We start from the raw sequence: 6,117 nt of genomic DNA, 5'->3' as shown, positions 1-6,117 counted from the left end.
GGCAAATTACTAAAGAAAATGTTGCTACGATTGAGGAGCAGTTTTTGTCAGGTGGCAAGTATGATGAAGAAGAACATCATGCATCTGAACCTGCACTTTCTACTCCAGACACAGACGTCGCATACTTCCGTGACCTACTAACAGGTGTTGTGCTAAGTCACACAGAGCTTGATAGCAAGATTCGTCCATACACAGCGCGTCCTATGCAGGACTTAGACATGATGGAGTTAGCATTACTTCGTCTTGCTATGTATGAAATGACACGTCGTGAAGATGTACCTTACAAAGTGGTTATCAATGAAGCGATTGAGCTTGCAAAAGTATTCGCAGCAGAAGAAAGCCACAAATTCGTGAATGGTGTACTTGATAAGGCAGCACCACACGTTCGTAAGAAGTAATTGAATACAGAATTTAAAAAGGTCAGCAGTTGCTGACCTTTTTTATAGGTCAAAATACACCAACAACTAAAACAAGAACGCTATGTCAGGTGAATTTAATCTCATTGAAAAATATTTCGTCGGCCGTCAAAAGCAGCGCAATGATGTTTTACTTTCTGCTGGGGATGATTGCGCATTAGTTCAAGTTCCTCAAGGTTTGTCAGTGGCCATTAGCACAGATACATTGGTTGCGGGGACGCACTTTTTGGTAGATGCTGACCCTGCGTTAGTGGCTCACAAAGCGTTGGCTTCTAACATTAGTGATTTGGCTGCGATGGGTGCGACACCCGCTTGGGTTTCATTTGCGTTAACGATGCCTGAGCCTGATGAGACGTGGCTTGCCCCATTTTGTGACTCTTTTTTTGCTCTTGCCGATTACTTTGGCATTCAGTTGATCGGTGGAGATACGACGAAAGGTCCACTTAGCTTGACCTTAACGGTTCAAGGATTAGTGAATCCTGAAAAAGCGCTTCGTCGCGATGGTGCCGGAGTCGGAGACCGTATCTATGTAACAGGGAATCTAGGTGATAGCAAAGCGGGCTTAGATGTAATCTTGTCTCCTCATTTAAAAGATAAGCCATATGCCAGTGAACTCGAGCAGCGACATTATCTCTCATCTCCAAGGGTGTTGGTTGGCCAGGCTCTATTGGGGCTAGCAAGTTCGGCAATCGATATATCGGATGGCTTAATCTCTGATGTGCAGCACATTCTAAAACGCTCAAAAGTGGGGGCGAGTATTGACGTATCGACGCTTCCTGTTTCTAATGAGTTGATTGAATTTATAGGCAGCACTGAGAAAGCGCAACAATACGCGTTATCGAGTGGTGAAGAGTACGAACTGTGTTTTACGGTGCCCGAGGAAAATCAAGGTGCGATTGAAAGTACCTTGGCTCATTGTGGCACTCGCGTCACCTGTATTGGACAAATTCGACCAGAGGGAACCTTGGATATTCATTCTCAGGGCAGTTCGCTTGACTGGTCACTCAGTGGCTATGACCATTTCAAATAACAAAGCAGTATTATGACCAACCCTTTATCTCTTATTTCGTTGAAAAATCCTTGGCATCTCTTAGCGACGGGATTTGGCAGTGGCTTATCGCCGATTATCCCTGGCACCATGGGTACATTGGCCGCAATTCCTTTTTACTTACTTTTGGTTCAGTTGCCATTACCGCTCTATGTTTTGGCTGTCGCGATATCGTGCGTGATCGGAATTAAAATCTGCCAAATCACTTCTGATGACATGGGGGTACATGATCACGGCTCAATCGTCTGGGATGAGTTTGCCGGATTTTGGATAACCATGCTGGTGGTGCCACTCTTTAATTTGAGTACTATGGATTGGAAGTGGATATTGACCGGCTTCGTTCTATTTCGCTTCTTTGATATGGTGAAACCTTGGCCGATTGGTTGGTTAGATAAACGCGTTCATGGCGGGCTAGGGATAATGGTTGATGATATCGTTGCCGGCGTTATGGCGGGGATTACGCTTTATTTGGTAGGCAAATACGCTGGCTGGTTGGTTTAGATGCAAAAACGCTGCACTGTCTAGCGCAGCGTTATCTAGCTTACTTAAGCTTGTCTAGATCTGCTTCGATCTCTGCGATCTTGCTTGAAACTACTTTTTCCAGGTGACGCAGGTCGGATAGAATTTTCTCTTTCACATCTAACTCTACCGATTTCTCTGGCTTAGTGATCTTATTAAGTTCATCGATAACCAAGGTTAAGTTACGGTTTATTTCTGTCACTTCTTTGTACTGGTGACTACCACTATCGACCAAGACATTCTTTACTTGGCGCGGGTACTTAAACTTAACACTCTTCGCAAACAGCTCTCCTTTTTGCTTACGAAAATAGATTTTCAACACATCCTTGTGCGCTTCTTGGCGGAGTGAATAGCGCTCAATCTGTTTAGGATCGTGGATACCTAAACCGGTGAGGTGTGGAAACATAGGCTACCTCTTTATCTGTGTTATTTACTGAACACTAAATAATGTAGCAGCCTATTCACGTTGTAGATAGTTGATTTTTCGAGCAGTGCGATAACTTGTGGTCAAGATCGCTTAAGGAGCAAGTTCTGCTACATTACTCACAAGTAGTTCTCTTAGTTGAGTTTCTTCTTGTTCTGTTAATTTTCCACCATTCTCACTAGTAATGATGAATAAATCCTCTGCTCGCTCTCCAATGGTCGTAATTTTGGCCGCATGCAGGTGGACTCTTAAGTCCGCAAAGGTTGCACCAACGGTCGCCAATAAACCTGGTGTGTCTAATGCAACAAACTCCATTAAAGTACGTTTCTTACTTTTTGTTGGAAGGAAATCGACTTTGGTTTTTACCGTAAAGTGTTGCAGATTACGTGGTACACGTCGTGTTTTAATTTTGGTTGGTCGTCCATCTTGGAGAACATGAGCAAGGTGTTTGATAACGGCTTTATGGCGGCTCTCATCAACGACTTCACCATGTTGATCTAGCACCATAAATGTATCGAGTACATAACCATCTTTACTTGTCATGACCTGCGCGTCGTGGACGTTAAAGTTACGTCTATCGAGTTCAGCGACAACCGATGCAAACAACGCGTGCTGGTCTTTGCTATAGACAAACACTTCTGTGCCTCCCCGAGTCGCTTTTTTGGAAATCAAAATCAGCGGTTGAGAGTGATCTTCATGGCGGAGCAAGTGCATGCAGTGCCAAGCAATTTGTTTATGAGTATGGCGAAGGAAGTAATCCGCTTTAAAGCGTTGCCAAAGTACTTCGATTTCACGTGCTGTGAAGCCCTCTTTGCGTAGCAGTGCTGAAGCCAACTGTTGGTTATGGCGGATACGTTCACGAACATCGACCGGGTTTTCGAGCCCGCGACGCAGTGCGCGTTGAGTCGAGTAGAAAAGCTCAGCCAGTAACGTGCGCTTCCAACTGTTCCATAACTCGGGGTTGGTTGCACAGATATCGGCGACTGTTAGACAGACGAGGTATTCTAGGTACTCCTCGTCACGAACCTGTTTTGCAAACTCAGTGATCACTTCAGGATCATAGATATCTCGTCGCTGGGCTGTCACTGACATTAATAGGTGATTGCGCACCAACCAAGCAACGAGTTTCGCTTCTGGTTTAGAGAGGCCGTGTTCGATACAAAACTCATAAGCTTCGCCTTCTCCAATGACAGAGTGGTCACCGCCTCGACCTTTACCAATATCGTGGAAGATGGCAGCGATGATCAGCAGCTCTTTCTTTTGTATTCTCGGATAGACTTCACAGCAGATCGGGTGTTTATCGTGGTTTTTCGCGTAACTGAACGTGTTAATGTGCTTGAGAAGGCGAACACTGTGTTCATCGACCGTGTAGACATGGAACAAGTCAAACTGCATTTGGCCGACAATCTGGCTCCATTGCGGTAGGTATGCAGAAAGCACTCCTAGTTTATGCATCAAGCTAAATGCTTTGTGTAGTGCATTAGGATGTCGGCAGAGCTCTAAGAACTTCTCTCGAGCCGCTGGAATGGTGTGCAAGAACTTGTTTAAACGACGCCGCGCAGTGCGAAGTTGGCGCATCGTTGGTGGCGCTACGCCTTCAATGGTTGAATCGTTCGCAATATGAAGAAACATATCCAAAATGGTTTCTGGTCGGGCTTGGAATAGGGCAGGCTTTCGCGCTTCAATTAGGTGGCCACGGCGTTGGAAATCGTCACTTAGCACTTCTGGTTCTGCTTCTACACCGTTCTCCAAAATTGCTTGGTCAAACAGCTTAAGTAACATTTTGTTGAGCTCTGCGACGCGGCGTAGTGTGCGATAGAACTCTTTCATCATCATCTCGACACCGCGATTGCCTTCTCCGGCAAAACCTAGGCTTTCGGCTACTTGGGCTTGATGCGCAAAAGTAAGACGGTTGTCATAACGCTTTAGTTCAATATGCAGCGCAAAACGCACTCGCCAAAGGAAATCTTGGCATTCTACTAACTCTCGATATTCTGCGTCGGTTAAGAACCCGTAACGGCTCATTTCAAGTAGAGAGGTAGCGCCGAAGTGACGACGAGCTATCCAGCTCAGGGTATGAATATCTCGTAGTCCACCTGGGGTAGATTTGATATCAGGCTCTAGGTTATAAGTTGTATCGTGATAGCGAGCATGACGCGATTTTTGCTCTTGTATCTTCGCTTTGTAGAAAATTTCGCTCGGCCAGAATGATTCGGAGTGAATAACCATCTTTAGTTGGTGGAATGTATCTTCACAACCACAAAGTAGGCGAGATTCTTGTAGGTTGGTTGCAACGGTTAAATCTTCCCGGCCAATAGAGGCACACTCTTCAACGCTACGTACTGCGTGGCCTACTTCTAATCTTAAATCCCACAGTAAGGTAATAAATTCACTGACTTTAGATGCAAGAGAGTCCGGCAGTGTCTTACGAGATACGACAAGAATATCGATATCAGAAAGAGGGTGTAACTCTCCTCGACCGTAACCACCAACAGCCACTAAGCTTATGTTTGGCAATTCTGAAAAGCCGAAGTGTTGCCATAAGCGGTTGAGTAGCAAATCGATGTACTCTGCTCGCCCAAGAACGAGATCAGTGACCGGGTGGTGGTTGAGAAATTCCGTTTTCTGATAATCAGCAAATTTTTCTAGTTGTGATTTAAGTTCACTGATTGTGATCTGCTGATCTTCGAACATCAGCGGCGATTGAAAAGGCATACAGCAAGTCCGTGCAAAATAGTCCTAGCGACCAATTTAACAGAAGGGTAGATAAAAAAATATCCCCGACTGTGCGGGGATATTATATGTATTTGATTCGATTATGCGTTGTTCATCATGCGTGGGATAGTGTCATCACTGCGTAGCGTGAGAACTTCGCAACCAGTCTTGGTGACTAGGATAGTGTGCTCGTACTGAGCTGACTTCTTGCTGTCACCAGTGTAAACCGTCCAGTCATCCTCAGCATCAACCGTAACACCAAATTTACCCGCGTTAATCATAGGTTCAATAGTGAAGCACATACCTTCTTTTAATACGCGACGGTCATTGTTTTTGTAGTGCACGATTTGCGGTTCTTCGTGGAACTCGTTGCCAATGCCGTGACCACAGAAATCTTTCACGATAGAGAATTTATTACGTGGATTCTTTTTGTTGTTCTCTTTGATGTACTTCTCGATAGCTGTACCAATGTCACCCACGGTTGCACCAGGCTTGACTTTACGCATACCGACGTAGAGTGCTTCTTGAGTCACCATACATAGACGTTTATCTGCTGGAGACACATCGCCAACAAAGAACATTTTAGACGTATCACCATGGTAGCCATCTGGACGAACGCTGAGATCAACACCTTCCTCATTTGGAACGATGACTGTGATATCTACATTGATGATGTCGCCGTTTTTCAAAACAGCGGGCTTCAATTGGCCGTTGCTGCCTACTTCATCTTGAGAAGCAGGAATGCCGTGACAGACAATATGGTTGATGGACGTACAGATAGATTTAGGGAAACCGTGGTAATCAAGAGGAGCCGAGTAAGCACCTTTCTCAATCCCGTAATCGTGACAGATTTGGTTTAGCTCATCTGTTGTAACCCCTTCTTTAATATGAGGTTCGATCATTTCTAGGATCTCAGCGGCCAACGCGCCCGCTAGTCGCATACGTTCGATTTCTTCAGCTGTTTTAATCTTGATTGACATCGGCTTTCTCTATTT

General features: G+C 45.1%; 6 protein-coding genes. 3 read left to right on the top strand and 3 right to left on the bottom strand.

The window, feature by feature from the left end; translation table 11 throughout:
• The 3 genes from nusB to pgpA all read left to right on the top strand — a co-directional run.
• On the top strand, positions 1–398 hold a 398-nt coding region (gene nusB, locus AC4MRV_RS21360; RefSeq protein ID WP_491189301.1), incomplete at its 5' end, for a transcription antitermination factor NusB.
• An 82-nt stretch (positions 399–480) separates the two neighbouring features.
• On the top strand, positions 481–1,446 hold the full coding sequence (gene thiL, locus AC4MRV_RS21355; RefSeq protein WP_491189300.1) for a thiamine-phosphate kinase: 966 nt from the start codon (positions 481–483) through the stop codon (positions 1,444–1,446).
• A 12-nt stretch (positions 1,447–1,458) separates the two neighbouring features.
• Positions 1,459–1,965, top strand: coding sequence for a phosphatidylglycerophosphatase A (gene pgpA, locus AC4MRV_RS21350; protein WP_491189299.1), 507 nt, complete (start codon positions 1,459–1,461; stop codon positions 1,963–1,965).
• 40 nt (positions 1,966–2,005) lie between these two features.
• On the opposite strand, the gene AC4MRV_RS21345 is transcribed toward pgpA, so the two are convergent.
• The 3 genes from AC4MRV_RS21345 to map all read right to left on the bottom strand — a co-directional run bounded on the left by AC4MRV_RS21345 (position 2,006) and on the right by map (position 6,102).
• Complete coding sequence (locus AC4MRV_RS21345) at positions 2,006–2,389, bottom strand: DUF3461 family protein (RefSeq protein ID WP_491189298.1); 384 nt, start codon at positions 2,387–2,389, stop codon at positions 2,006–2,008.
• A 111-nt stretch (positions 2,390–2,500) separates the two neighbouring features.
• Positions 2,501–5,122, bottom strand: coding sequence for a bifunctional uridylyltransferase/uridylyl-removing protein GlnD (gene glnD / locus AC4MRV_RS21340; protein ID WP_491189297.1), 2,622 nt, complete (start codon positions 5,120–5,122; stop codon positions 2,501–2,503).
• A 101-nt stretch (positions 5,123–5,223) separates the two neighbouring features.
• The gene (map, locus tag AC4MRV_RS21335; protein ID WP_491189296.1) at positions 5,224–6,102 is read right to left on the bottom strand and encodes a type I methionyl aminopeptidase; all 879 of its coding nucleotides are present in this window, start codon (positions 6,100–6,102) and stop codon (positions 5,224–5,226) included.
• Between the last annotated feature and the right edge of the window lie 15 nt (positions 6,103–6,117).

This window comes from Vibrio sp., assembly GCF_984391705.1.
This window is presented reverse-complemented; position numbering and strand designations above follow the sequence as displayed.